We start from the raw sequence: 24,000 nt of genomic DNA, 5'->3' as shown, positions 1-24,000 counted from the left end.
CTCATTTAATTTTTTCAATAAAATTGAATAGTGCTTTCTTCCATTTTCTAATATCCTCGAACCCATTCAACCTCAGTGCCATATGCTCAAACTCCGAATTCTTCGGGCGTTTTGCTGGACGCGGAAATTCTTCTGTGGTGCATGGATTAACTGTAACATCCAACCCTTTAATTTCAAAAATTGCCTTTGCGAATTCATACCACGTGCAACTTCCTGAATTAGAGAGATGGTATACACCATACTTATCCGTTTGAAACAGCTCGATAATTTTTTCTGCAAGGTCCTTTGTATAGGTTGGGCAGCCGCGTTGGTCATTAACCACTTTGAGCTGATCATGGGTTTCAGCGAGCTTTAGCATCGTTTTCACAAAGTTGCCGCCGTATTGACCGTATACCCAAGAGGTACGTGCAATGAAGAACTTGGAGTGGAAATCACGAACGAATTGTTCGCCGGCATACTTGGACTGGCCATACACACCAAGCGGTGACGGAAAATCGAATTCGCTGTAGGCACCTTCTTTTTCTCCGTTAAACACATAATCCGTGCTTACATAAACGAGTTTGGCACCGATCTCTTCTGCGGCAATGGCGACGTTGCGTGTCCCATAGGCATTGACAAGAAAGGCACCGTCACGATCTGTTTCCGCTTTATCAACTGCTGTATACGCAGCCGTGTGACAGACAACATCTGGCTTAATCTCACGGAAGACGGAACGAACGTGCTCAAGATCGGTGATATCCAGCTCTCTGTGCCCCAAACTGTAGGCTTCGAATCCTTTGTCTTTAAGCATTAGCGTTAGTTCCGTACCGAGTTGTCCGTGACCGCCGGTGACGAGTATCTTACTTGACATAACTTTTTGCTCCATATTGCTTCTTATAGTAATTCATATACTCACCGGACTTAATCTTGCGCCACCAGTCTTCGTGATCGAGGTACCATTGAATCGTTTCTTTAATGCCGGAGTCGAAGTTATAGTGCGGCTTCCAGCCAAGTTCGGTTTCAATCTTCGTTGGGTCAATCGCATAGCGGCGATCATGTCCAAGGCGATCGGAAACATGCTTAATCAGATCGCGTGATTTACCAAGCGTATCAACAATTAATTCAACGATATCAATGTTGCGTTTTTCATTATGTCCGCCAACATTGTAGACTTCACCTGGTTTTCCTTTGTGAAGTACTAAATCAATCGCTGCACAGTGGTCTTCAACATAGAGCCAGTCGCGAATATTCTTGCCATCGCCATAAACCGGCAGTTCCTTGCCTTCTAGTGCATTTGTTACCATCAGCGGAATCAGCTTTTCGGGAAAATGATAAGGTCCGTAGTTGTTCGAGCAGCGGGTTATATTCACATTCATGCCGAACGTTTCATAGTAGGCGCGAACCATCAGATCGGCAGATGCCTTGCTGGCGGAATACGGACTGTTCGGTGCGAGCGGTGTTGTTTCGGTAAAATAGCCGTCCGGACCTAAGGAACCGTAGACTTCATCTGTAGAAATCTGCAGATACTTATTAATCTTTTTCTCTTTAGCAACGTCAAGCAGTGTTTGGGTGCCAAGTACATTTGACTTCACAAACAAATCCGGCTCAGTAATACTGCGGTCAACATGGGATTCTGCTGCAAAGTTTACGATCGTGTCAATCGCATACTGATCAACAACGTATTCAACGAGTTCTCGATTGCAGATGTTGCCTTTCACAAAATGATAATTCGGATGGTCTTCAACGTCCTTTAGATTCTCCAGGTTGCCCGCATAGGTCAGCAAGTCATAGTTGACCACGGTGTCTTCCGGATGAAAGTTAATCATATGATGAACAAAATTACTGCCGATAAATCCGGCACCGCCGGTAACAAGTAAGCGCATCAGTCTTCAACTCCTACTTCAAAATTCATTTCCGCATCTTCTAGTAACGGATGATTCTTATCTTTTTCGGAAAGGATTGGATCGCTGACCGGCCAATCAATGCCAATAGCCGGATCGTTCCAAAGAATACCGCGATCGTATTCCGGTGCATAGTATTCATCGACTTTATAGAAGACGTTCACATTTGGCGTCAACGTGCAAAATCCATGGGCAAATCCTTTTGGAATCAGTAATTGACGTTTGTTGTATTCACTAAGAATAAATCCGCCCCATTTGCCAAAGGTAGGTGAACACTTACGAATGTCAACAACAACATCGAGAATAGCACCCGTTAGTGCTCGAAGTAATTTGGTCTGACATTTCGGGTTTAATTGATAGTGAAGTCCGCGCACAATCCCGGGCTCACTAGAAAGTGACTGGTTGTCTTGAATGAATTTTGTATGTATTCCATTCTCAGCTAGTTCTTCAGCATTATAGCTTTCCATGAAATAGCCGCGATTATCACCAAATGCTTTTGGTTCAATAATTTTGACACCTTTTAAGAAGGTATCTGTAACTTTAATCTTTGACATTTATAACCCCTCATTACACGCATTATTTTTGATCTTTAAGCAAGCGAAGCAAATATTGACCGTAACCGTTTTTCTTCAATGGCTGTGCCAATTCATACAATTTTTCTGTATCAATATAACCTTTTCGGAATGCTATTTCCTCAAGACATGCCACTTTGAGGCTTTGACGCTTCTCTACGGTTTGTATGAATAAAGAAGCATCCAGCAACGATTCATGCGTTCCAGTATCCAGCCAAGCGAACCCGCGCCCAAGCAACTCTACGTTCAGATTACCTTGTTTCAGATATTCTTCATTTACTGAGGTGATTTCAAGTTCTCCACGATCGGATGGTTTAATGTTCTTGGCGATATCAACAACTTGATTATCATAGAAATAAAGCCCAGTCACCGCATAGCTTGATTTCGGTACTTTCGGTTTCTCCTCGATTGAGGTTACCTTGCCTGTTCCATCAAAAGCAACAACACCAAAGCGTTCCGGATCTTTTACATTATAGCCAAAAACAGTTGCTCCTTCTTTCTGTGATGCTGCCTTTTCAAGAATATTAGTGAATCCATGACCATAAAAAATATTATCGCCTAAGATCAACGCTACACTATCATTGCCAATAAAATCTTCACCGAGTATAAACGCTTGTGCAAGGCCATCTGGACTGGGCTGTACCTTGTATTGAAGATTAATCCCCCAATCTGAACCGTCACCAAGAAGATCAACAAACCTCGGCGTATCTTGTGGTGTTGAAATGATCAGAATATCTTTGATACCAGCCAACATAAGAACCGAAAGCGGATAGTAAATCATCGGTTTATCGTAAATTGGTACTAACTGTTTCGAAATAGACCGCGTTATTGGGTAGAGTCGCGTACCACTGCCACCAGCTAATATGATGCCTTTCACTATTTCACTCTCCTAAATTTCATTATCCGTTTTTCATCTTTTTAAGAACTTCTTATGCGGATAGCTAGTTTCAATAAATAACAGTCACGTTACTAAACTATTCATTTTATGATGTAATTAATTTAAAAAAATAATTTTTCAATTTCAACTCAGGTCAAGTGCATTTAAATTTTTGAATATTAAAAAAGGACATATAAATCAGTATGCCCCTTTTCTACTCATTACCGAATAAATAGTAAGAACTATTATTTTGAAATCAAGTACCAGTGACATGTGGTCAATGTAATACAATTCTACATTACATCGTTCTGGATATTCAATGTCGCTTCGCCCGCAAGCCGCCCAATATCCAGTTACTCCTGGTTTAGCGGAGAGAAATTTACTTTTCTGATCCCTATATTCACTCAATTCCTCACTTACAACAGGCCTTGGGCCTACTAAACTCATTTCTCCTTTGAGTACATTGATAAATTGTGGAAGCTCATCAAGACTTGTTTTCCGCAAAAGGCTTCCTAATTTAGTTATTCTCGGATCTTCTTTCGGCTCAAGCTTATAATTATTATTTACATATTTTTGATATAATAGCACATTTGCCTTTAAAACCTCTTCAGCATTCACGACCATTGATCGAAATTTATAAATATAAAAAGCTTGCCCATTTTTACCAATTCTCTTTTGCTTAAAGAATACTGGTCCTTTATTCTCGCCAAATAGATATAGCATCGAAACAACTAAGAATATTGGTGAGCTGAGTACGAGTCCAATGACCGCACCAAATATATCAAAGGATCTTTTAATAAACATATATGAAACACTACCACTTCCAAAATCGCGTACCATTTCGGAACGTCGTGTCTCTTCTACGTAGCGCGCGTTAACTTCTGATTTTGGCATCGCCATTGTCTTATCCTCCATCATTATTCAAGTGGTAGTCTGTTGTTGTGAAGGATTCGCTCAATGCCTTTAAGAACATCCTTCTGAATCGTTTTATCTTGAAGTGCCATTTCGATGTTGGTTAGAACAAAACCAAGCGTTTCGCCTACATCGTAACGTTTGCCCTCGAATTGATACGCGAAAACGCCTTGCAGTTCATTTAATTTCTGAATCGCATCGGTCAATTGGATCTCGCCGCCGGCGCCGATTTCCTTCTTATCAAGGAAGTCAAAGATTTCCGGGGTGAGCACGTAGCGTCCGATGATCGCCATGTTCGATGGTGGGTTGCTTTCCGGTTTCTCAACGAACTTGCGCACATCAAATAAGCGACCATCTTGCGCTTTCGGATCAATGATGCCATAGCGATGCGTCTGGTTTTCCGGCACTTCTTTAACTCCAATGCAGGAGCATCCGGTTTTTTCGTATTGGTTGATTAATTGTTTAATGCATGGTGTTTCTGCCTGAACAATATCGTCGCCAAGCAGAACGGCGAATGGTTCGTCACCGATGAACTTGCGGGCACACCAAACCGCGTGACCCAGCCCTTGCGGCGACTTTTGACGGATATAGTGAATATCAATCTTGGACGGTTCACGTACTTTTTCAAGCAGATCGAGTTTATTTTTTTTGATCAAATTTTGTTCGAGTTCGTATGCCGTATCAAAGTGATCTTCGATGGCCCGTTTTCCTTTACCGGTCACAATGATGATGTCTTCAATGCCGGCTTCCACAGCTTCCTCAACAATATACTGGATCGTTGGTTTATTAACAATGGGAAGCATTTCCTTAGGCAATGCCTTCGTTGCCGGTAAGAAGCGTGTGCCTAAACCTGCAGCCGGAATGACTGCTTTTCTGACTTTCTTCATGAAAAGACCCCCTGAGTCGTGGAGACGCACATTATCTCGGTTGCTTATTCTCTGCTGCAGTCTCGCGTAATTTTGAGGAAATAGTGTACTGTATCATTATAATAGAAGGAATTAATGAAAGGATATAGCAAACGATTCTTCCATTATACCCCATTCACCTGCTTCTTTGCTCTAAATCTCGACATTTTTTACACGCCAAGCTACAAGCATTATAGCATATTTTTTTCTTGTGCAAAGTGGAAGTTATGGGCAGATGGTCATGGGTCGTTGCTGCATCGGCTTTTGTTACAATTGATTGCGGTTCATTTACGTTTTTTTTACAGAAAGATTTCAAAGTCAAGTGCTGAATGTGTCATTTTTTGTCGCCGGTTATGATGGGGCATGCGATCCTTGCTGGTTATGTTGCTTTGCGTTAACCTTGGTTCATTGAACGCTGCTCCTTGTTTTGGTCTATGCATCTCAAGCTGTCCTCTTGCGGGTTGTTATTGCCCGAAATCGATTTGACACGCTCCGTGCTTTCCCATACAGTTATATGGAAATCATTTGGTATTGTTTTTTTGCATTTCGTGCATTCTGTATATAAAGGAACGATTTCGATGAATAAACAATTTGCAGTAATTGGGCTGGGGCAGCTCGGCTCCAGCATCAGCATTGAGCTGACGAATATGGGCTGCGAGGTTCTGGCGATTGATATTGATCTGGATAAAGTGAATGATTACGCGGATGTGGTGACGCAGGCGGTGCAGGCGGATTCGACCGATGAGAAGGTGCTGCTGGCGCTTGGCATTCGCAATTTCGATCATGTGATTGTTGCGATCGGCCGCAACATTCAGGCGAGCATTTTGACGACGCTGCTGCTCAAGGAAGCCGGGGTTAAGGAGATCTGGGCGAAAGCGCAGAACGATTACCATGAGAAGATTCTGAAGAAGCTCGGGGCCGATAAGATTATCCGTCCGGAAGTGGAAATCGGCTTTCGCATTGCTCATCTGGCGACGGCCAATAAGATTCTTGACTACATCGAGCTTTCTAAAGATTACAGCATCATTGAAATTGAAGTGACCGACCGGCTGATCGGCAAGTCGATCATGGAAATTGATGTGCGCGCCAACTATGGCTGCAACGTGATCGCGATCCGCCGTGATCGTTCGGTCGTCGTACGCAACATTGGCGAACTGAAATTGAAGCACGGCGATGTGCTGCTGATTATCGGTAAGAGTGAAGATTTGGAACGTTTTGAGAAGCAAGGGGTCTGATTGGGATGAACCGTTTCGTGATGAGGCGGTTGATTTTTTATTTATAAGGAGATTGGCTATGGTTCTGTTTGAGCGTTTGTTGAAAAAATTGGATGTGCGGGCGATCTCGACGAACCCGCCGCTACTCTTGTCGATGCTGCTGTTCGTCCTAATTCTCGTCGGGACGGTGCTGCTGAAGCTGCCGATTGCGGCACGCGGGCACTTATCTTGGATCGATGCGCTGTTTTTTTCCACATCGGCATCGACCGTGACCGGGCTGACGCCGTTTGAGCCTTCGGAGACGTTTACGCTGTTCGGGCAGGTTGTGCTGATGGTATTGATCCAGATCGGCGGGATCGGCGTCATGGCCTTTGCCGTCTTCTTTGTCATTTTGCTTGGCAAGAAAGTCTCGATCCGCCAGCGTCAGCTGATGCAGGAGGCATTGAACGCGCCGTCGCTTGGCGGCGTGATTCGGCTCGTCAGCTGGATTCTGATCGTTTCGTTTGCGATTGAGCTGGTTGGGATGTTCTTCCTTGCTTTCCGCTTCGTGCCGGATTTCGGCTGGGGTATGGGTCTGTATTACAGCCTGTTTCATTCGATTAGCGGGTTCAACCAAGCCGGTTTCTCGCTATTTCCCGGCAGCATGAACCGCTACCTCGGTGATCCGATTGTCAATCTGACGATGATTACGATGATTACAATTGGCGGGATCGGCTTTACGGTACTGGCCGAGCTGCTGTCCACGCACCGGTTCCGCAAGCTGTCCATTCACGCACAGGTGATGCTTTCCGGTACACTGGTGATCAACGTCGTCATGGTGCTCGCCATTTTCGTGATTGAATATGGCAACCCGCATTCGCTTGGCCCGCTCAGCTTCGTGGACAAGCTGTGGGCGGCCTTCTTCCAAGGCATCTCGCCGCGAACCGCCGGGATTACAACGCTTGATCCCGCCGGCCTTAGCCAAGCATCGCTGCTGCTGACGATGCTGATGATGTTCATCGGCGCCGGCAGCACGTCGACCAGCGGCGGGATTAAGCTGACCACGTTCATGATCGTGCTCGCGCAGATGCTGACGTTTCTGAAAGGGCGGCGCGAGGTTGTGATTAATAAGCGAACAATCCGTCATCAAGTGATTATTCGTGCCGTATCGGTCATCTCGATTTCGCTGATCGTCGTCCTGATCGGATTGTTTCTGCTCTGCTTGTCGGAGGATCAACCGTTTCTCGTGATCTTGTTTGAAGTGATCTCGGCGTTTGGGACTGCCGGTGAATCGATTGGCGCGACCGCTGATTTATCGCCGTTTGGCAAGGCTGTGATCATGCTCTTGATGTTCTTCGGCAAGGTCGGACCGCTGACGATGGCCTTTTCCGTCACCAAACGTTCGCACGTCGACATCCGCTATCCGGATGGGGAGATTTATACAGGGTGAGCATTCCTGTGGATCCGTCACCCGCAAGCGTTGCACCTGTTACTATAAAGATAAAAGCCACGATTCTGAGTGATCCGATCGTGGCTTTGTTGTAGGGTAAATCGTTTAGTTATATCATGATCATGCAAATTAAACTTCAATTCCATGTGCACTTAGATAGGCTTTATATGAAATTGCAACCGTTTCAACAGTTATTTTTTCCAAGACATCTTTTAAAAAGGATATAGCTTTCTTATCTCCTTTTTTTGCTGCTTCAATATTCTTATTTAAATCAAGTGATCCTTCAAACGATTCGTAATGCATGTTATTTAAAGCGGTTATTCCTTCTGAGTTTGTTATATCAATGCCTATATCAAATCCAAAGGAACTATTTCCTTCTAAATGTACATCCTGACACCCATTAATTCGTATCGCTGAAGAATGCTTACGCTCAATATCTTTTTATCCAATACAGCCATCCCTTTCGTATTCTTACATTCTACAATAAGTATTTCTACCTTTCCAAAATTTCGCATTTTCATTTAAATACTATTGCATAAGCTGCAGTTAATTCAAAATACGACAGACCGTTTACTCATGTGGTTAAGTTTACCCGATCATTTTCTGTGCTTATATTGATTCAATACTTGTACTAATTGATGTACGGTTGTCGATGGCTTATTCTCACTTGGATTGTCTTGTGAATAGCATCTGAGCAGTCGCTGTGCGTAACTGATTGCTTTTTCTTGATCACCATTCTCTAATAACAAATGATACATTGCCGGATCGTTTTTCGCATAACGGCGATCCAGATGTTTCGTCAGTTTCTCGATATAATCTTGTCTTGAAATTCCTGAATTAAGGTATTCGAAATGCAGGAGGTACCATAACTCAAACGCCTCATTCGAGTAGGCGGCATGGAACTTATTTAATTTTCTTGTCGCATAGATCGCATTGTTAAATCGTTCTGCAGGAAATTCATCACGATCAAAGACACACCAAATTTGGTCATAATCTTTTCCAAGACGATGCTGTTGTTGGTCCATCTCCTTCGCTCGTTCAACAACAGTCAGCGGGTCTGCACCTGCCCCAACAACATCGACATTGGTTAATCGAAATGCCTCGAAATAGTTTGGTTCAGTCTGCTTACCCTCACAAACAATAAGAATTAAATCTTTTACTGGACCACGTTGTCTTGTTTTTCGTCTAAATGCTTTTTGATCTCGGGTACCTCTTCTGCTATGAGTCATTGATCGGTTCCATCCTTACCCAGGAAATCAAAAGTTCCGACATAGGGAATGGATCCATATTTTCCATGCAAATAATCTTTTTCATAGCTTGCATCTTTGCGTACACTAAAGTCAGACAATGCATACAAGTCTGTCGCGCCATACGTATCCTTCTCCGTGAACCAAATTTGGTCCCTTCTGAAAAACGCTTTGCTTAATAAATTCGTATCGTGCGAGTTGAAAACTAACTGTGCATTCTTTTTATTGAATTCCGTTGAGTGGAACAAGCGAATGATAAATCGAGTAATAAGGGGGTGCAGCTTCGCATCCAACTCATCAACCACTAAAATTTGACCTTTGTTTAGTGCATCAACAATTGGTCCTAGTAATGCTACTATTTTCTTTGTGCCTTCAGACTCTTCTTCTGTCAATTGGAATCTTTCTAATCCAACAAAATGATTCTCTGAATCATATTGCTTATGCATTGTGATGATGCTGTGATGTTCAGTTGGAAATCGGTCTACTTTCCCATTTATTTTTTTGAGCAGTTCTAACATTTCTTGTGGGATGGATTTAGCCTCTACAATAAGATCCTCAATGCCCAAATCCAGTTTGTTTATCAAGATCATTAATTCTTCTTTTGAAGAGACATCGAGTATTTTACGAATTGTATAATTTCTCGTATGGTTTGTGAGATCATCTAATACGAGCAGATTTTTAAACCAAAAAAGAATGCTGGTTGCTATGTCGCCATTCAAATTTGCAACGACTGATAGAAACAGTGCATTGCTTCTCGTTCGTTTTTCGAGCCCCTGTCCTTCTTGAAATCCTTTGGTAACGCTTATTTCTCCATTTTCACGAAAGAAAAGTTCTTTTTCCTTTCTTCCTGGATGTGCAGCATACAGCCACTCGCTTTTAACTTCCTTTGTATCTGCTTCGAATCCGTAGCGATATTGCATTCCCTCATGAAAGAAGACGATTTCAAAATAACTTGGTTTGGTAACATTCGCTGTGTTTAACCTAAAGCTTTTTATTCCACTAATTTCCTCTCCAATTTGCCCTTCTTTAGAGGAAGATTGAACAAAATTTCTCATGAAGCCCATTGCCTTAATTAGATTACTCTTCCCGCTCGAATTCGCTCCATAAATCACTGCCGATTTCAACAGTTTCATGTGATCCAGTGTAATTATATTCGTTTCTTTGTGTTCTGTAATTCTGGAGGCAACCATACTCAAGGTCACTTCATCCCTAAAGGATAGAAAGTTTCCAACACTGAATTGTAAAATCATATATTTCACCTCAACCTTCAACATTTTCTCACTTTGTAATACCATTATATACACTAGGTAGCTATTAAACACATGTTTTGAGATATTTTCTCACTTTAACCGAATTTTGATCACTTCAAGATAAACAAAAATAGGCAAAAGTCTCAGGAGAAACGAGCTTTTTCTTGGTTGTTTCTGTTCCATTCCTTCATCGTGCTGCGTCACACATATATCAGCTTTCTTCGAACGAAGGATATAGCCGCCTTGGTTGTGAAAACTGTCTGTGAACTGGAACGTGCCTTTTCCTTACAGATCAATCGGAATGACGTGTTGCATCGTTCCCGGCATCTGCGAAATGGTCAAAATGACGGACCCGCATCACATTGCTATTTTTTCAACCATCGGCGACTTGTTAAACACAACACCGGATGACGAGATTCATTTCATAGCTTTCGATTTTGTCACCACACCGATCCACGCGGTTGACGCGGATCCGGTCTGCGGCAAGAACCACTACTTCCCGATGATTGACTTGGATACTTCGGTCATCCCGGGCTCGTTCCTGACCAACATCCTCGGCATCAGTTCGTCCGCCCCTCAATTAACCAAAGAGGAGGTACGCAACTTCAGCCTTAGCGCATTGGAAATTGGCAATGCTCGAAAAGCTTTGGACCGTGACTCATTGAATCGTTGCAGGCGGTACGAAATTGTAACGATTCCAGGAGAAGTTGTAACGTTAGTCGCAAAAATCGTAACGATACTGCAGAAAGTTGTAACGATAACGCGAAAAGTCGTAATAACTCGGGCTTGTATCGACACCAAATAGACGCAGCAAACTGCATTAACGATGAAAAAGGGAAAAGGGCTCATTTAGCGAGCCCTTTTCCCTTTACCAGTGTTCTCTTTTAATTACCAGGTTTTATAACTCGGCCCATCGGTTTGTGGATGATTTCGCCGTTTTTCATGATTGTTTCGCCGCGGACGATGGTTTGCACCGGGATGCCTTTGACGCGCCAGCCGTCATAGGCGGTTACTTTGCTTTTGCTGTGTAGGTTTGCGGCTTTGATCGTTGTTTCCTTGTTTAGGTCGACGATCGTGATGTCGGCGTCGGTGCCGACTTCGAGCGAGCCTTTCCGCGGGTAAATACCGAAGCGTTTGGCCGGGTTTTCCGACATCAGTGCCGTCAGTTTTTGCAGGCTGAGCCGGCCTTCGTTAACGGCGTTCAGCATCAGTGGTGCCATCGTTTCGGTGCCCGGCATGCCGGCCGGTATTTTCCAGAGGCTGCCGGATTTTTCTTCGGCTGTATGCGGCGCATGGTCGGATGAAATGATCGTGATCGTGCCGTCATTGATCGCCTGCCACAGCGCTTGTTGGTCTTTTTTGTATTTAACCGGCGGGTAGATTTTCATTACTGCGCCGACGGTTGGGTAGTCCTCGTTGCTGAGGAACAGGTAGTGCGGGCAGGTTTCAGCGCTGACCGGCGCGCCTTGGGCTTGCGCGCGACGAATCGCGACCACTGCCTCGGCAGTGGTCACATGGAGCACATGCAGTTTGGCGCCGGATGCGCGTGAGAAGGCCGTGCCCATTTGTACGGTGACTTCTTCGGCCAGGTTCGGGCGTCCGTCGAGCAAGGCCTCGTAATCGTCGCGTCCGCTCTTTTTCACCTGCTCGGTTAGCACTTGGATCAGGCTGCTGTCCTCGCCGTGGATGGCGAGGACATTGCCGGTCTTGGCGACGTTTTGGAAAATTTGGTAGACCTCGCCGTCGGACAGCGGCGGCAGCACGTCGGTCATGCCCGGTTCGTAGTTATAGGTGAGCTGGAACGTGTTCTTGTTGACCGCGTAGCCCCAGAAATACTTGATGCCGATCACGCCGGCGTTATGGAGTTCGGGCAGGCTGGCGTTGTTCATCGGCCCGAGCGCGATGCCCCAAAGTCCGAAGTCGACATGGGCTTTCGGCGTCAGGTTGTCCACCTGTGCGTGATAGCTGGCGGCATCACGTGTCGGCGGTGTCGTGTTCGGCATGTCGAAGATCGTGGTGATCCCGCCGGCCGCCGCCGCTTGGGTTGAGGTGAAAAAATCCTCTTTGTAGGTTGGCCCCGGATCGCGCGAATGAACATGGACGTCGATCAGCCCGGGCAGTATGTATTGGCCGCGCGCGTCGGTTTCCTGGTCGGCCGTTCCTTCAAGCGCTGTTTTGGAGATTGCGGCGATTTTTCCTTCTTTTATGTAGAGATTGGCTTGATACGTTTCGCTTGGTGTGACGATGGTTCCGTTTTTGATGAGATGATCCCAGTGCATGACTTTCGCCTCCGTCTGTGTGTCTGCTTAAATTATACGGGATTTTCCGGTGCGATGGCAAAAGTGTTTGATGCTGATTCACAGAAACTGAGCGAACACCGTTTTGGCGTGGCGCATTGTGTGGAATCCGGTTGCTCACATTAACAGTGGGCAATTCGGTGCGGTTTGGGCACGATTCGGCGTTCCGAACCTCATTCAGCGCACCTCCATTCGCTGCGGGTCGACCTTGATTCACTGCGGCCGCGCGGCTTCACTGCGTGCAATGTTTCGCCTATGCGATTGCGGGCTGCCTTTTTTTGGCGCGACGGTCGTTAACTGAGATCCACCTGCCCGACGAGGTCGGTCAGATGCTCAATCTGATGACGGTTCAGATAATCGTCGATTTCGTCGATGATTGTGGTCATGGCGTTCGGTTGGATAAATGTTGCGGTGCCAACCTGCACGGCGGATGCGCCGGCGAGGATCATCTCGATCGCGTCTTGTCCGTTCATGACGCCGCCGCTGCCAATAATCGGCAGACGGGTCGCTTGATGGACTTGATAGATGAGGCGGACGACAAGCGGTTTGACCGCGGCTCCGGACAGGCCGCCCATAAGGTTGCCGATGCGTGGTTTGCGCGTTTCGCTATCGATCGCCATTGCCAGAAAGGTATTGGCCACGGTCAGCGCATCGGCTCCGGCATGTTCTGCGGCTTGGGCGATGTCTTGGATCCGGGTCACATTGGGCGTTAATTTTACGATCACCGTTTTATCGGTTACTGCGCGAACGGTACGCACAAGCTGAGCGGTTGCTTCAGCACTCATGCCGAACGCTTGTCCATTCGCACGCAAGTTCGGACAAGAGATGTTGAGCTCAAGTGCTGCAACGTCCGGCTGCGCATCCAGCCGGGCCGCTAAAGTTTCATATTCTTGAATCGTTTCCCCGGAAATGCTGGCGATCAGCGGCGGGCTGAATTTGCGGTACTCCGGCAAAAGGCGGGTCACGTAGTCGTCAATTCCTTTGCTTTGAATGCCGATCGAGTTGATCATGCTTGCGCTGGTTTCGCAAACCCGCGGCGATGGGTTCCCGTCACGGGCAGAGACGGTGACACTTTTCGGTACAAGCGCACCGAGCCGATTGATATCAAGCAGCGGCGTGAGCTCTGCGCCGAACGTACCGGAAGCGGGCATGACCGGATTTTTCAACATCAATTTTCCGATGGGCACGGACAGATCGCTCATTGGATCACCACCTGTTCGATTGGAAAGACCGGTCCGTCGCTGCAGACGCGGGCCGTTTTCAACTGTCCCTGGCTGCGGATCGTGCACGCGCAGGCGTAGCAGTCGCCGATGCCGCAAGCCATGTGTGCTTCGATTGCAAGCTCTCCTTTCAAGTGGTACTTTTCCGCCAAGTCCTGAGCCAACTTGCTCAACCGGCGCGAGCCGCAGCTGTACAGCGCACCAATTTTCTCGTCACGGATTAACTGCTCCAAACGTTGCCGCACCTGTTGCAAGTCGCTTGTGCCCTCCTGATCGGTGACGGTGTGGACGACGGCACCGATTTCCTCCAAGGCGCCGGCTGTCAGTAGATCGTTTGCTGTTCGTGCGCTGAGCAAAACATGAACCGCTTTGTTTTGCGCGCGTGCCTCGCGTGCCAGCGCATGCAAGGTGGCGACACCGACACCGCGGGCGATCAGCAGCAGGGCGCCCTGCTCCGGAAGCGTGAAGCCGCGTCCGAGCGGGCCAATCAAGTTCATGTAGTCGCCGGGGCGGCGCTGGGCCATCTGCTGCGTCCCGCTTCCTTTTACAAGATAGAGAAATTCCAAAGTTGCCGATGCTTGATGATAATGGAAGACGCTGAGCGGACGGCGCAGTGGATTCTGCTGCGCATCGCCGCATTGAAGATGAAAGAATTGACCGGGTGCGACGTGTTCACCCAGCATCGACGCATCGAGGACCATGTGCCAGTAACGGGCATTGATCGGGCGGTTGGCGATTATTTTCGCATTGAAGAGTTTCATTGGTCTTTAGCTGCACCTGCTTTCTGTTGGGGCGGCATTGCCGGCGCATTCAAGCACGGCCGATTCGAGAACGTCGATGCCGGTGATGATGTCGCTCAAATTGGTGTGTTCATCGGGATGATGGCTGATGCCGCCGGTTGAGGGAACGAAAACCATGCCAACCGGGCAGAGCGCGGCCATGTTCATCGTGTCGTGCCCGGCCCCGCTTGGCATCCGCATCGACGCAATGTTCTTGCTGCGGCAGACCGACTCAAACGTTTCGATCAGGGCTTCATCCATCTGCACCGGCGTTTCATCACTCAGCATCCTGCAGGTAATTTCCAGCCGGCGCGTTTGGCGCAGATGCTCCATGAGCTCATACAGGAATTGAACGACACGGGCTTTCGACGCGCGGGAAATGCTGCGGATATCGACCTTGATATGGGTCTCGCCCGGCACGACATTCATCGCCCCCGGTGCAATTTCAATATCGCCGACGGTGGCCACCGTACCATGCGCCATCTCACGGCGTGCCTCCTTTTCCAGTTCCAAGGTGATTTCTGCGGCACCGATCAACGCATCATGGCGTTGATTCATCGGTGTTGACCCGGAATGGGCCGCATGGCCTTTGACGCAAATGCTGAAACGCGTCGGCGCCGCGATGCCGCTCACCACGCCGATCGACCGATTTTTCGCCTCAAGCATTGGTCCTTGCTCAATATGCAGTTCCAGAAAAGCTGCCAATCTATTTCTTGGCAGCCGTGCCTCCTCGAGCTTGCTGAAGTCAAGGCCGCGCTTGGCAAAAACCGTTTGAATCGGCGTCCCCTCTTTATCGGTGAGCGCGGCAATATCCTTTTGCTCAATGAGGCCGGCAAGCGCTTTGCTGCCGATTTGCGAGAAGCCGAATCGCGCCGACTCCTCGCAGGCAAAGGAAAACAGCTCGATCGGGCGCATCGTTTCGATTCCGCGCGCATTCAGGTCGCGCAGGACTTCCAGTGCGGCCAGTACGCCGAGTGTGCCGTCGTAAGTGCCGCCTTCATAGACCGTATCCAGATGCGAGCCGATGCCAATTGCCGGAAGTTCCTGACAACGGCCTTGCCTGCGGGCGATCACATTGCCGACTGAATCGACGCGTACCGTTAATCCTGCCGCTTGGCACTGTTCGATCAGATAATTTGTCGCCTGCTCTTCTGCTTTGCTGTAAGCGAGCCGCATCATCCCGCGGTCTGTTCTTCCAATCTGTGCAAGCACGCGCATTGTTTGTTTCACTCGCTGCGTGTCAACCATTCGCCATCGCCATCCTTACGTGTTGCTTTTAGAATCTGTCTCTATCTTGTGAAGGAAAAGTACCGGTGTCCTGCGAGACGAATCGCTCAAACATCCGGCACTTTGCTCATTTTGTTGTTTTAAGAAAATCAGTGATCGCTTGGATTGTTCATTCGTTATGACACGCGATGCTGTTCCATCATCATTCATCAACTATATGCTTGAACAACACTTCAGCTGCTCGCATCAACAGGGCACGACCGCGTGCCTCCAGGAAGCCCCCTCAGACAGGCAGGAATCTGCGGTGCCCTCGCCCACGCATCAACAAGGCGCGATCCCGCAGGCGCCAGAACACCTCCGCTTTGATTCTTGGTCAAGACACTGGCTTTTTGCGCGACCAAAAATCACACACTGTCTTTACCTATTAAAAAAGTGAGCTCAGTGCCTGCATCGCGCTCAGATGATCACTGGCTTGGTCTGCGGCTTGGTGCAAGGCTTTGCTTATTTGATCTTTATTTTCGTCAAAAGAATGCTGCTTGCCGACAAGGCTCATGCTGATCAGCGCTTGATTTTTGCAATGAAAAATCGGTACGGAAAGTGCTGACGTGCCAAGCTCTAGTTCTTGCTTGCAGTAGGCTTCGCCGGTTTGCCGCGCTTGCTCAATCTTGCGGCGCAGCTGGTCCGGATCCGTCAATGTATACGGCGTGTACGGGTGGAGCGCTTCTTTCTCCAGCATCCCGTCAATGACTTCATCGGGCTGATACGCGAGAATAATCTGCGCGCCAGCCGCCGCATTTAGCGGCATGCGTTGACCGACATGGACAAAGAAGTTCGCGCCGGTGCTTAGCGGTTGATGCGTATGCGTGCAGAACACTTCATTGGCCTGATAGCGGCAAATAAAGGCATAGAGGCCGGTTTCATCGCCAACCTGCTTGCAATACTGCGCCAACAGCCCAACCGGGTCGCGGTTTTGCAAAAATGTACTGCCCCAACTCATTGCTTTAGGTCCCAGCATATATTTCTTTGTTTCCGCGCTCTGAACCACCAAGTGATAGCCGCACATGTTCTGCAGCATGCGGTGTAAGCTCCCTTTGCTGAGCAGCGTTTGTTTGGAAAGCTCGGTAATGCCGATACCGCCGGCCGGACAGTCGCTGATTACATCCATCAATTTAACAAAGCGGTCCATCCATTCGATGGTCATCACGTCCTTTATTAAGCAAGATCCTTACCCTTTGTTTCCGGGACAAGCAGGAACATCGATACGGCGGCCAGGATATAAACAACGGAGATCGTACCGAGCGCCGCACTAAGTGAGTGATTGAGGGCCATGAATCCGATGATCAGCGGCCCGAAGCTGCCGAAAAAGCGCCCGGTGTTGAAAATAATATTTTCCGCTGTGGAGCGGGCGCTTGTCGCATAATGCTCGGCAAGCAGCGCGCCGTAACCGCCCATCATACCGTTAACGAAGAACCCGAGTACCGATCCAAGTGCAACCAGTAACGTTGGATTGCCAATTTGGAAATAAATCCAGACGATCAGCGCGGCGCAGATTTGGAACGTCATGTAGGCCGGTTTGCGTCCCCATGTATCGGCAAGCCAAGCGAAAACAATGATGCCCAGCACCATGCCGACAACGGTGGAAATGGTCCAAACTACGGTTCCGTTAATCGTGTAGTGGTGCTGCTGAGCGAGCATGGTCGGCATCCAGTTCATGATGCCGAAATAGCCGAAGTTCTGCACGCTGCAAATGATAATCAAGCCGAGCGTTGTTCCGGTAATGCGCCAGCCCTTGAACAGTTCAACAATCGAAATGGATGATTTCTTTTCACCCTTTGACTTCAGCCAGATTTCCGGTTCTTTCAAATTGCGACGCGACCACCAAGCAAGCAGTGCGGGAACGACGCCGACAAGGAATACGCCTTTCCAGCCGAAATGCGGCGCAATGAATGCTGCCATCAATGTGGCGAGAATCGTCCCGCCCTGGTAGCCAAGCGCGACATAGGAGGTTGCGCGTGTCCGCAGTTTCTTCGGCCATGTCTCTGTTACCAGGGTCATGCCGATGCCGAATTCTCCGCCGAGACCCAGTCCGGAGAGAAAGCGGAAGATGTTAAACGTTTCAAAATTCGGTGCAAACGCGCAAAGACCGGTAAACACGGAGAAAATGAGGATCGTCCATGTAAACACGCGCACACGTCCGTAGCTGTCGGCAAGGATCCCGAACAAATAACCGCCGACCACAACCCCTAGCATTGTAATGGTTGAAATACTTCCCGCCTGAGCGGGGTTCAAACTGTAATACGCAATAATTAATGGCAGAACAAAGGAAAGAATCATCATATCCAGACCGTCCATCGCATAGCCGACAATCGATGCCCAAAGCGCCTGGTGTTGATAAGGGCCCACCTTTTCCTCTTCTTGCAACTTGCTGGTTGTCTCTGTCATTCGTCTCTCACCCTTCACCCCAAAATGTATTTTTCTATACTGTGCGCTCTGTTGTTCCATTGAGTGGAACGGTGTTTCTTTTTTGACCAAACAAAAATAAATGCATGTCCTTATTCTAGCTCGATTTTTCGATGAGAAAGACACTTATGTAAGATATTCTGACAATGTTTTTTGTTTTTCTACATAATGTGTCCTTTTTCGACGTTTCCTTAGGGTCAGCTGTTGCTCGCTCCGGAATGCAACAGTTGAATCTGCGGATGTACCGAGAGATGAATGTTCGGATATACGGTCGCCCAATGCTCTCGGGCGCGTTGGCATTCACGTGGATAGCTGCGCTCGAACACTTCGTACGTCATGTAGACATCGCTGCCAACGTGTTGGCTTTGTTTAAAGCCCTTGGTAATCAGTGATGCGAGGTATGCTTCGGTTTGCTGCTCGATCCGGCGTCGGTCGCGCGCGTTCAGCGGATTGAGTACCGTTGTGTTTTCCTGCAATATGCCATTACCGCTCAAATGGATGGAGAGCTGCCAGCGCCCGTGATTGATGGTTGGAACGGCTCGGAGTTGGATGTCTTGGATATTTATCGAAAGTCTGCCCTTGTTCCCTTTTGGTTTGAATGTGAACGTATTGTTTCTAAATTCTCCGTTGCTCATTAACAAGCCCATCGTTCGTTCCGGATTCATCATGCCCACCATCTTTTGATTGGCAAACAATACAGAGCCGACAATCTTCGTCACCTGTTGGCGCGGATCATAGGAGTCCTCGCGTATCTTGATCATCGGAAGCGCCATCGGCTGATTCGGTCGTGTTCTCATGAGTAGGACATCATGGATGGTCGTAATGAGGTTTAGGTGCTTCTCCTCGCCCTTCATCAGAGAAATGGACGACGTTTTCTCAAGAACGGATTGGTAACTTAAAATTTTCGGCATCGATTCATCGGTAATAAAGAGAAGCGTCCGTTGGCGAATTTCGCGTGTGCGCTGGCAGTAGTCAATCACTTGGTTGAGATGACGCCGTGCCATTTTCTTGGCGATGATCACGACCGCATTGTGTGAAAAATAAATGCGCCGCGACATCCGTTTGGCAATTTTATTTACAGCATCGCTGATCGTCTCACCGCTTTCTGTAGCAATGAACGATTGATTGGCACCGCCAGCCCCTTTAGACTGCGTTTGGCTGCCTCCGCTTTGTCCGCTTCCCTGAGGCAGAAAAAATTGAAGCGAGACTTGGATCTGCTGGTCTTCAGTCTTATCGATCCCGATGCCCATGACCAGTGCCAAATCCTCAAGTTCATTACGATCCTCGCAACCGCTCAGCAGCGATGCGACTAAGCCGATGATCGGCAGAAACATGAGCATTTTCCTCATCATGTTTTCTCCTTCCATCTGCGCTGTTTGTTCCATGTTTTTCCGGTCATATGCTGACGAATGTTCTGGTTCTGAATGCGTTTGCGGATGATGCTGTCGCCCGCTCCTTGTTTCTTAAATGGGGCCAGCGGTTCAAGGTAGGGGGTTCCAAAGGAACGTAATGAAGCAAGGTGCACGACGATCACGATGACCGACAAGACCACGCCAAACAAACCCACCATGCTGGCAATGATCATAATCGGAAAGCGTAGAATGCGCACAGCGATCGACAGTTCGTAATGCGGGATCATGAACGAAGCAATTGCCGTGATTGAGACAATGATCACCATCGCCGGCGAAACAAGGCTGGCCATAATCGCCGCTTGCCCAATCACCAGTGCGCCAACAATACTGATCGCTTGGCCGACTTGGCGCGGCAGACGGACGCCGGCTTCGCGCAGCCCTTCGAAGGTGACTTCCATAACCAGGGCCTCAACGAGTGCAGGAAACGGCACTTGTTCGCGCATTGAGGCCATCGCCATAATCAACGTTGTCGGAATCATCTCTTGATGGAAGGTGACGATCGCGATATAAAACGCCGGCGCGAGCAGCGCGATCAGTAGGAAACCAAAACGGAGCATACGTAATAGACTGCTGATCATGTAGCCAACATAATAGTCCTCCGGTGATTGCATAAAAGCGAAAAAGGTTGTCGGCAGAATCAAGGCGTTCGGACTGCCCTCAAAGATCAGGCTGCACTTCCCGTCAAGAAGTGACGCGCAGACGACATCCGGTCGTTCGGTCGTCAGGATTTGCGGAAAAACGCTGCGCTGATTGTCTTGAATTTGTTCTTGCACCATGCCGCCGTCCCAGACGCCGTCAATATGGATGCCGTTGATGCGTTTCTTGACTTCTTTCAGCAGCTCGGGATCGCAAAGTCCGTCGATGTAGAGTAAGGCGACCTGAGTGCGCGAGTAATCGCCGATGACCAGTGTTTTCAATTTCAGACGTGGGGTACGGATACGCTTGCGCAGCAGGGTGACGTTAACTTGCATCGATTCGACAAAGCCTTCCTTCGCACCGCGAATCACCGGCTCGGTCTGCGTATCTTCAACAGCACGTGTCGCCCATTTGCTCATGCCTAGGGACAGTGCCGTATTGATGCCCTCGGCAAACAAGACCGGTTTGCCATCAGCGATATTTATGAACACATCATTGAACGTGTGAATTTTCTTCGTATCGGTGATCGCTACCGATTGTTCCAGCGCTTTAAGTCCATCAAGCGGCCGATTGCTCGATTGAAGCCCCTTCATGACATGTTCGTTGATTTCCTCGACGTTGGCTGTCCCGCCGAGATAAGCGATCAGCATGTTGTTTTCCACGCTGTCTTTCGTCGCAAACGAACGAATGATCAGATCGGCGCACGCATGATACGCGTGTTCAAGGATCTGTTTATTTTTTTTCACACTGGCACTCACTTTTTTCATTCCTTCTTCATCGACCAGTACCTCTTGCCAAGGCTTCCTGCGCTGTTTTCGCATCTTGCGCATCCATTGGAACACGACGGATTCCTCCTTTCAGGGTTCACTGCGCGCTTTGCCCGTCATCTTTCGATAAAAAAATAGATAAAAAGCGGTCACGAGCGGAATCACGAGATTGCCGGCAATGCTGCATGTGTAGAGAAGCACGTGTCCCTGATGCAGCAGACTTTCGCTTGTCGGAAACAGTACAAGAACAGTAAAGAAAAATAAGACGACAACCGGCAATGCAGTGCGCACGTAACTTTGCCGATGAAACGTTTGCGCCACTGCTAGATTCAAGATGAACAGCAGCGTAGCGGTTTTCACAAACACACCGAGCAGCCAAACGATCATGAAAAATGCGGAGCTTCGTTCCAGAATCCCGGTGATCTGTACATAGCGCTCCACCATAGCGAAAGGATAAAGTGACTGCAACGTCGCATCGCCGAGAAAACAGACCACAACGGCAAAAATGATCAAGAGCGTGAGCGTGACCGCCAAGACAAACCAGCAGCCGCTTGTAAACATTTTTTTCGCCGGAACCGATACAGCAGGCATGTAGAAGGCGCCCCAGATAAATTGGCTAAAGGAAACCGCAGGAAGCAGCGTCCCTCTAAGCGGCGCCCAAATGCCGTGATCAAACAGCGGCAATAGCCGATCGGCTGAAAGCTCAGGAACAATCAAAACACAGATCAAGAGGTAAACCGCAAGAATGAGCGGCGCAAACAGAACCGTACAGCGGACCAGCACTTCAATCCCTTGACGGATCGCATACAAAGCAACGGCCAGCATCAAGCCGATCAACACGAAATGCGGCATGAATTGATAGAAGTTGATCGACAAGTACACCTGGTACTCGCGCGTGATAAATCCTCCTTGAAAAGCCAAACAAATGATCAGGAGAACTGCAAACAATGTGCCGACAAAGCGCCCCATCCGCTGCTGCAAAATTTCAATAATGGTCTGCTGCGGATAACAATGATAAAGATAGGACACAATCGCCACCGCCAAATAGCCACTGAGCGACCCGACAATCAGCGGCAGCCACAGATTCTGCTCCGCAGCTTGGTAAAGCACCAGCGGCATCGTCAACACACTGGTCGTAATGATCCCCACATAAATCGGCAGATAGAATTGAAAGATCGAGATTCTTTCTGATTGAATCATTCACCCACAACCTTCAAGAAAAGTCTGCAATAACCCGTCAAAAAACCCGATTAAATGACTGACCGATCGCAAAAAACGCCTGCGGACCAATCCGCGAATTAGGGCTAATACAAAAGAATACACAAGAAACAAGCGTGAAAAACTTCGGATGATCAGCAGCCAAAGAAAGACATGAGGGTACTGATCGCAAAAAAATGCTGATACCAGAATTTAGGCCCGTACTGATAGAATGACTGCTGGAATGACTGCGCGTTCAAAATGACTTATTTATTAATATGTTCTGATCAGATGGATTTTATTTTAGGAATGGCAAGCGGATTATGATCGGAATTCGTTTTTAATTTTTGTGAAGGCACTATCACTTGGTGAGGGGAGGGTTTCGGTTCTACTTTTAAAGGGTTCATTTTTCGGCTGCAACTCGGATCCCCGAGTTGCTTCACTCCCTATAAATGGAAAGGCCGAGCTCAGTCGCTCGGCCTTCATTTTCATTCTTTTAGTTTGCGGGAACAGATTCAAGGGTCTCTTTCAATTCGTCTTGATTGATTTTTTTTGGCGCCTCTCCATTGATGCTGATCAGCGCGGTTGGTACCGAGGTTGCGTTGAAGTCGATCGCTTCTTTGGCAATCGTCAAGCTATAATCTGTATTTTCCGGATGGACATCCAGTCCATATTTTTCTTTGAGCGTGGTTTTCAATGCGTCATCGCTCAGTTTTTTCCACTCGGATTGATCCTTGAACAGTTGTAAAATAATCGGGTTGATTTTTTCCTGTTGATTGTAGTCCAAGAACAGATGAACGAGGTTGCCTTTGAGCAGGCCGATTTTTGGCTTGTCGAAGAATTTCAGTACGAGTTCAAGCTGTTTGTTCTCAAAGTACGGAGTCAGGTCGTTGTTCGTGAAAAATGCAGCGCAATGTGGGCAAGCCAAGTTGGTGAACACGGTCAATTTGATCGGTGCTGCCGGATTGCCGAAATGAAATCCGGTGTCGGAGAGTTGTGTCATGGATGATTCCCCCTTATTGTTTGTTATTCTTTATCATACTTCCTCGATTTTTGGCTATCTTCTAATCTCATGCTTATAGTACTGAGATGAGTTTCGCTTTAACTCTCGCGGATTTCGCTTTAACTTCTCGGGATTTTGCTTTAACTTTCAGGCTTTTCGCTTTAACTTCGGGATTTCGCTTTAACTTCTCGGGCTTTCGCTTTACCGATTCTTCTTTGATTAAAAAGATCGCAGATGTGTGCTCTGCGATCTTTTTTTATTCTGCTGCTTTGAGTGCGAACATCATTTCTGCTTCGCAGGCGATTTCGCCGTCGACGCTGGCGGTGCCGTTGGCTTTGGCGAATCCGCTGCGGAATCGGAGGATTTCTGCTTCCAGTTTGAGTTGGTCTCCGGGCCGTACTTGGCGCTTGAAGCGGCACTTGTCGATTCCGGCGTACAGGGTCAGCATGTTTTCTTGTTTGCCTTTGCTGAGGACGGCGATGCCGCTGACTTGTGCGAGTGCCTCAACGATGAGGACGCCGGGCATGACCGGATAATCAGGAAAATGGCCTTGGAAGAATGGTTCGTTTACGGTTACGTTTTTAATACCGACCGCTTTCTTCCCGTCTTCGACTTCGAGCACTTTGTCAACGAGCAGGAATGGATAACGATGTGGCAAAATCTTTTTTATCTCATCAATGGTTAGCATAGGATGGCGCAGCTGCGCCTCTCCCCCT

24 protein-coding genes are annotated in these 24,000 nt (G+C 47.9%); 4 read left to right on the top strand and 20 right to left on the bottom strand.

Annotated elements, in window-relative coordinates; genetic code table 11:
• Window position 1 precedes the first annotated feature (1 nt).
• The 6 genes from rfbD to galU form a co-directional block, all read right to left on the bottom strand.
• On the bottom strand, window positions 2-850 hold the full coding sequence (rfbD, locus tag K7399_RS15685) for a dTDP-4-dehydrorhamnose reductase (RefSeq protein ID WP_223362396.1): 849 nt from the start codon (window positions 848-850) through the stop codon (window positions 2-4).
• Window positions 840-1,862: a dTDP-glucose 4,6-dehydratase gene (gene rfbB, locus K7399_RS15680; protein WP_223362395.1), complete on the bottom strand. Its 1,023-nt coding sequence runs from the start codon at window positions 1,860-1,862 to the stop codon at window positions 840-842. Before rfbB ends, rfbD begins: the two co-directional genes overlap by 11 nt.
• A complete protein-coding gene (gene rfbC / locus K7399_RS15675; protein ID WP_420854100.1) occupies window positions 1,862-2,434 on the bottom strand; it encodes a dTDP-4-dehydrorhamnose 3,5-epimerase in 573 nt (190 codons plus the stop codon). Before rfbC ends, rfbB begins: the two co-directional genes overlap by 1 nt.
• Window positions 2,435-2,456: 22 nt before the next feature.
• Window positions 2,457-3,329: a glucose-1-phosphate thymidylyltransferase RfbA gene (gene rfbA / locus K7399_RS15670; RefSeq protein ID WP_223362394.1), complete on the bottom strand. Its 873-nt coding sequence runs from the start codon at window positions 3,327-3,329 to the stop codon at window positions 2,457-2,459.
• A gap of 198 nt (window positions 3,330-3,527) precedes the next feature.
• Window positions 3,528-4,169, bottom strand: a complete 642-nt coding sequence (locus K7399_RS15665; protein ID WP_223362618.1) for a sugar transferase — start codon at window positions 4,167-4,169, stop codon at window positions 3,528-3,530.
• Between the two features lie 77 nt (window positions 4,170-4,246).
• Window positions 4,247-5,128, bottom strand: a complete 882-nt coding sequence (gene galU / locus K7399_RS15660) for a UTP--glucose-1-phosphate uridylyltransferase GalU (RefSeq protein WP_139691874.1) — start codon at window positions 5,126-5,128, stop codon at window positions 4,247-4,249.
• A 596-nt stretch (window positions 5,129-5,724) separates the two neighbouring features.
• On the opposite strand from galU, the gene K7399_RS15655 reads away from it, so the two are divergent.
• A complete protein-coding gene (locus K7399_RS15655) occupies window positions 5,725-6,381 on the top strand; it encodes a potassium channel family protein (protein WP_028983251.1) in 657 nt (218 codons plus the stop codon).
• Window positions 6,382-6,439: 58 nt separating this feature from the next.
• Window positions 6,440-7,789: a TrkH family potassium uptake protein gene (locus K7399_RS15650; protein ID WP_010025925.1), complete on the top strand. Its 1,350-nt coding sequence runs from the start codon at window positions 6,440-6,442 to the stop codon at window positions 7,787-7,789.
• A 129-nt stretch (window positions 7,790-7,918) separates the two neighbouring features.
• Here K7399_RS15650 and K7399_RS15645 read toward each other — a convergent pair whose 3' ends face one another.
• The 3 genes from K7399_RS15645 to K7399_RS15635 all read right to left on the bottom strand — a co-directional run bounded on the left by K7399_RS15645 (window position 7,919) and on the right by K7399_RS15635 (window position 10,286).
• Window positions 7,919-8,092 (bottom strand): hypothetical protein, encoded by a 174-nt coding sequence (locus K7399_RS15645; RefSeq protein ID WP_223362393.1) that lies wholly within the window; start codon window positions 8,090-8,092, stop codon window positions 7,919-7,921.
• A gap of 293 nt (window positions 8,093-8,385) precedes the next feature.
• Window positions 8,386-9,018: an RloB family protein gene (locus K7399_RS15640; RefSeq protein ID WP_223362392.1), complete on the bottom strand. Its 633-nt coding sequence runs from the start codon at window positions 9,016-9,018 to the stop codon at window positions 8,386-8,388.
• Window positions 9,015-10,286: an AAA family ATPase gene (locus K7399_RS15635; protein ID WP_223362391.1), complete on the bottom strand. Its 1,272-nt coding sequence runs from the start codon at window positions 10,284-10,286 to the stop codon at window positions 9,015-9,017. Before K7399_RS15635 ends, K7399_RS15640 begins: the two co-directional genes overlap by 4 nt.
• A gap of 334 nt (window positions 10,287-10,620) precedes the next feature.
• On the opposite strand from K7399_RS15635, the gene K7399_RS15630 reads away from it, so the two are divergent.
• Window positions 10,621-11,091 carry a hypothetical protein gene (locus K7399_RS15630; protein ID WP_223362390.1) on the top strand — a complete coding sequence of 157 codons (471 nt, stop codon included), beginning with the start codon at window positions 10,621-10,623 and terminating at the stop codon, window positions 11,089-11,091.
• A gap of 79 nt (window positions 11,092-11,170) precedes the next feature.
• Here K7399_RS15630 and allB read toward each other — a convergent pair whose 3' ends face one another.
• Window positions 11,171-12,565, bottom strand: a complete 1,395-nt coding sequence (gene allB / locus K7399_RS15625) for an allantoinase AllB (RefSeq protein WP_223362389.1) — start codon at window positions 12,563-12,565, stop codon at window positions 11,171-11,173.
• 103 nt (window positions 12,566-12,668) lie between these two features.
• Between allB and K7399_RS15620 the strand changes: the two genes are divergently transcribed.
• Window positions 12,669-12,884, top strand: coding sequence for a hypothetical protein (locus K7399_RS15620; RefSeq protein ID WP_223362388.1), 216 nt, complete (start codon window positions 12,669-12,671; stop codon window positions 12,882-12,884).
• On the opposite strand, the gene K7399_RS15615 is transcribed toward K7399_RS15620, so the two are convergent.
• The 10 genes from K7399_RS15615 to fabZ all read right to left on the bottom strand — a co-directional run bounded on the left by K7399_RS15615 (window position 12,877) and on the right by fabZ (window position 23,972).
• Window positions 12,877-13,785, bottom strand: coding sequence for a dihydroorotate dehydrogenase (locus tag K7399_RS15615; protein ID WP_223362387.1), 909 nt, complete (start codon window positions 13,783-13,785; stop codon window positions 12,877-12,879). The two genes, K7399_RS15620 and K7399_RS15615, sit on opposite strands and share 8 nt — an antisense overlap.
• Window positions 13,782-14,564 (bottom strand): dihydroorotate dehydrogenase electron transfer subunit, encoded by a 783-nt coding sequence (locus tag K7399_RS15610; protein WP_223362386.1) that lies wholly within the window; start codon window positions 14,562-14,564, stop codon window positions 13,782-13,784. The genes K7399_RS15615 and K7399_RS15610 overlap by 4 nt, the downstream gene beginning before the upstream one ends.
• 6 nt (window positions 14,565-14,570) lie before the next feature.
• Entirely contained in the window at window positions 14,571-15,830 is a 1,260-nt protein-coding gene (locus tag K7399_RS15605) for a Zn-dependent hydrolase (RefSeq protein ID WP_223362385.1), read from the bottom strand.
• A 403-nt stretch (window positions 15,831-16,233) separates the two neighbouring features.
• Window positions 16,234-17,010: an IclR family transcriptional regulator gene (locus K7399_RS15600; RefSeq protein ID WP_223362384.1), complete on the bottom strand. Its 777-nt coding sequence runs from the start codon at window positions 17,008-17,010 to the stop codon at window positions 16,234-16,236.
• 11 nt (window positions 17,011-17,021) lie between these two features.
• Window positions 17,022-18,251: an MFS transporter gene (locus tag K7399_RS15595; protein WP_223362383.1), complete on the bottom strand. Its 1,230-nt coding sequence runs from the start codon at window positions 18,249-18,251 to the stop codon at window positions 17,022-17,024.
• 215 nt (window positions 18,252-18,466) lie between these two features.
• The gene (locus tag K7399_RS15590; protein WP_223362382.1) at window positions 18,467-19,621 is read right to left on the bottom strand and encodes a Ger(x)C family spore germination protein; all 1,155 of its coding nucleotides are present in this window, start codon (window positions 19,619-19,621) and stop codon (window positions 18,467-18,469) included.
• Complete coding sequence (locus K7399_RS15585; RefSeq protein WP_223362381.1) at window positions 19,618-21,159, bottom strand: spore germination protein; 1,542 nt, start codon at window positions 21,157-21,159, stop codon at window positions 19,618-19,620. Before K7399_RS15585 ends, K7399_RS15590 begins: the two co-directional genes overlap by 4 nt.
• A gap of 15 nt (window positions 21,160-21,174) precedes the next feature.
• Window positions 21,175-22,284, bottom strand: a complete 1,110-nt coding sequence (locus tag K7399_RS15580; protein WP_223362380.1) for a GerAB/ArcD/ProY family transporter — start codon at window positions 22,282-22,284, stop codon at window positions 21,175-21,177.
• A 493-nt stretch (window positions 22,285-22,777) separates the two neighbouring features.
• On the bottom strand, window positions 22,778-23,284 hold the full coding sequence (locus K7399_RS15575; RefSeq protein WP_223362379.1) for a thioredoxin domain-containing protein: 507 nt from the start codon (window positions 23,282-23,284) through the stop codon (window positions 22,778-22,780).
• Window positions 23,285-23,540: 256 nt separating this feature from the next.
• Window positions 23,541-23,972, bottom strand: coding sequence for a 3-hydroxyacyl-ACP dehydratase FabZ (gene fabZ, locus K7399_RS15570; RefSeq protein ID WP_223362378.1), 432 nt, complete (start codon window positions 23,970-23,972; stop codon window positions 23,541-23,543).
• Between the last annotated feature and the right edge of the window lie 28 nt (window positions 23,973-24,000).

The organism is Sporolactobacillus terrae (assembly GCF_019930545.1).
GTDB lineage: Bacteria > Bacillota > Bacilli > Bacillales > Sporolactobacillaceae > Sporolactobacillus > Sporolactobacillus terrae.
This window is presented reverse-complemented; position numbering and strand designations above follow the sequence as displayed.

What these genes read in the sequence shown, in the direction of transcription:
- rfbD (WP_223362396.1), bottom strand. Translation starts at nt 850, where the DNA reads ATGTCAAGTAAGATACTCGTCACCGGCGGTCACGGACAACTCGGTACG.
- rfbB (WP_223362395.1), bottom strand. Translation starts at nt 1,862, where the DNA reads ATGCGCTTACTTGTTACCGGCGGTGCCGGATTTATCGGCAGTAATTTT.
- rfbC (WP_420854100.1), bottom strand. Translation starts at nt 2,434, where the DNA reads ATGTCAAAGATTAAAGTTACAGATACCTTCTTAAAAGGTGTCAAAATT.
- K7399_RS15665 (WP_223362618.1), bottom strand. Translation starts at nt 4,169, where the DNA reads ATGGTACGCGATTTTGGAAGTGGTAGTGTTTCATATATGTTTATTAAA.
- galU (WP_139691874.1), bottom strand. Translation starts at nt 5,128, where the DNA reads ATGAAGAAAGTCAGAAAAGCAGTCATTCCGGCTGCAGGTTTAGGCACA.
- K7399_RS15655 (WP_028983251.1), top strand. Translation starts at nt 5,725, where the DNA reads ATGAATAAACAATTTGCAGTAATTGGGCTGGGGCAGCTCGGCTCCAGC.
- K7399_RS15650 (WP_010025925.1), top strand. Translation starts at nt 6,440, where the DNA reads ATGGTTCTGTTTGAGCGTTTGTTGAAAAAATTGGATGTGCGGGCGATC.
- K7399_RS15645 (WP_223362393.1), bottom strand. Translation starts at nt 8,092, where the DNA reads ATGCATTACGAATCGTTTGAAGGATCACTTGATTTAAATAAGAATATT.
- K7399_RS15640 (WP_223362392.1), bottom strand. Translation starts at nt 9,018, where the DNA reads ATGACTCATAGCAGAAGAGGTACCCGAGATCAAAAAGCATTTAGACGA.
- K7399_RS15635 (WP_223362391.1), bottom strand. Translation starts at nt 10,286, where the DNA reads ATGATTTTACAATTCAGTGTTGGAAACTTTCTATCCTTTAGGGATGAA.
- K7399_RS15630 (WP_223362390.1), top strand. Translation starts at nt 10,621, where the DNA reads ATGGTCAAAATGACGGACCCGCATCACATTGCTATTTTTTCAACCATC.
- allB (WP_223362389.1), bottom strand. Translation starts at nt 12,565, where the DNA reads ATGCACTGGGATCATCTCATCAAAAACGGAACCATCGTCACACCAAGC.
- K7399_RS15615 (WP_223362387.1), bottom strand. Translation starts at nt 13,785, where the DNA reads ATGAGCGATCTGTCCGTGCCCATCGGAAAATTGATGTTGAAAAATCCG.
- K7399_RS15610 (WP_223362386.1), bottom strand. Translation starts at nt 14,564, where the DNA reads ATGAAACTCTTCAATGCGAAAATAATCGCCAACCGCCCGATCAATGCC.
- K7399_RS15605 (WP_223362385.1), bottom strand. Translation starts at nt 15,830, where the DNA reads ATGGTTGACACGCAGCGAGTGAAACAAACAATGCGCGTGCTTGCACAG.
- K7399_RS15600 (WP_223362384.1), bottom strand. Translation starts at nt 17,010, where the DNA reads ATGACCATCGAATGGATGGACCGCTTTGTTAAATTGATGGATGTAATC.
- K7399_RS15595 (WP_223362383.1), bottom strand. Translation starts at nt 18,251, where the DNA reads ATGACAGAGACAACCAGCAAGTTGCAAGAAGAGGAAAAGGTGGGCCCT.
- K7399_RS15590 (WP_223362382.1), bottom strand. Translation starts at nt 19,621, where the DNA reads ATGATGAGGAAAATGCTCATGTTTCTGCCGATCATCGGCTTAGTCGCA.
- K7399_RS15580 (WP_223362380.1), bottom strand. Translation starts at nt 22,284, where the DNA reads ATGATTCAATCAGAAAGAATCTCGATCTTTCAATTCTATCTGCCGATT.
- K7399_RS15575 (WP_223362379.1), bottom strand. Translation starts at nt 23,284, where the DNA reads ATGACACAACTCTCCGACACCGGATTTCATTTCGGCAATCCGGCAGCA.
- fabZ (WP_223362378.1), bottom strand. Translation starts at nt 23,972, where the DNA reads ATGCTAACCATTGATGAGATAAAAAAGATTTTGCCACATCGTTATCCA.